The organism is Candidatus Hakubella thermalkaliphila, assembly GCF_013281975.1.
Lineage (GTDB): Bacteria > Actinomycetota > Humimicrobiia > Hakubellales > Hakubellaceae > Hakubella > Hakubella thermalkaliphila.
Genome location: NZ_BLRZ01000278.1, coordinates 1 through 1131, shown reverse-complemented (window position 1 = coordinate 1131; position 1131 = coordinate 1). Strand labels below are relative to the sequence as shown.

The 1131-nt window shown below is 52.6% G+C and carries 1 protein-coding gene; it reads left to right on the top strand.

The features are described from left to right. Positions 1 to 813: 813 nt before the first annotated feature. Positions 814 to 1131, top strand: a 318-nt coding sequence (locus tag HW443_RS11535) for a reverse transcriptase domain-containing protein (protein WP_258190529.1), incomplete at its 3' end; no start/stop codon positions are given.

Below are 1131 nucleotides of genomic sequence, written 5' to 3'. Positions count from 1 at the left end.
AGTGCGCCGTGGAGGACTCATGGCTTGTAGGTGAAAGTCCTACTCCAGGAATTGCCTGTTCACCTGGATAGCGAGGAGTGCAGCCATAGGGGGTAACTCCTATGGTTGAAGCCACTCGACAAACTCTGGCATGGCCAGGGGACGCAAACTCACAGGCCGTAACTAACGTGAACCCAGATGTAGCGTCGTCACATCGGCCCTCCAGAGATGGAGGTACTTGGGAGTGCCGAGCCTCTTTTCCCAAGGCGAAGGCTGATACATCGGGAACTAGGACAGGAAAGCACCCGGTGGCTCCCCGGCGTAACAGGGATGGCATGTGAGGAAAGTCAGGAGGGATAACACGGGAGATCCGCAGGCATCCAGTCTCGGGGGTAAGGATGACTATAAGGCGAAGCCGAAGTGTCGTCCGAAGTGCCTGCGGGAGTCGGAGGGGAGAAAAGTACTGATTGAAGGTAGAGACAACATAACTCTACCCGAGGGAAGTCTCCCTGCTCTTGTCATGGTTTCAAAGCAAGGAAAGACTTCATGAGTCCGAAAGGTAATCCATGAGAAACAAAGTCCGAGAATTGCAGCGAAGCCTATACCGAGCAGCCAAGGCTGACCCTCAAGCGGTGCTTTCACTCTCTTTATGACAAAGTATATCGTAGTGATGTACTTTGGGAGGCATGGAAGCGAGTCAAGGCCAATGGAGGTGTACCAGGGAATGATGGGGAGAGCATAGAAGACATTATCGAATACGGAGAGGTAAGGTACCTTAAGGAACTCCAGCAAGAGCTGAAGGAAGGAAGATACCGAACCAAAAGTATTCGGAGGATGTACATCCCCAAACCTGATGGAAAGAAAAGGCCATTGGGTATCCCCTGCGTGCGGGATCGGGTTGTCCAGACCGCGGTAAAGACAGTACTGGAGCCGATCTTTGAATCTAAGTTTCTGGATTGCTCCTTTGGCTTTCGACCCAAGAGATCGGCCCGGCAGGCGTCCCAGCGGATACGCAAGTATCTAAACTTTGGGCACACCTGGGTGCTGGATGTGGATCTCAGCTCCTATTTTGACACCCTCCCCCATGATCGGCTACTTAAGCTGATAGGCCAATATGTGGTGGATGGAAACATCCTCAAGATGCTGCAGGCC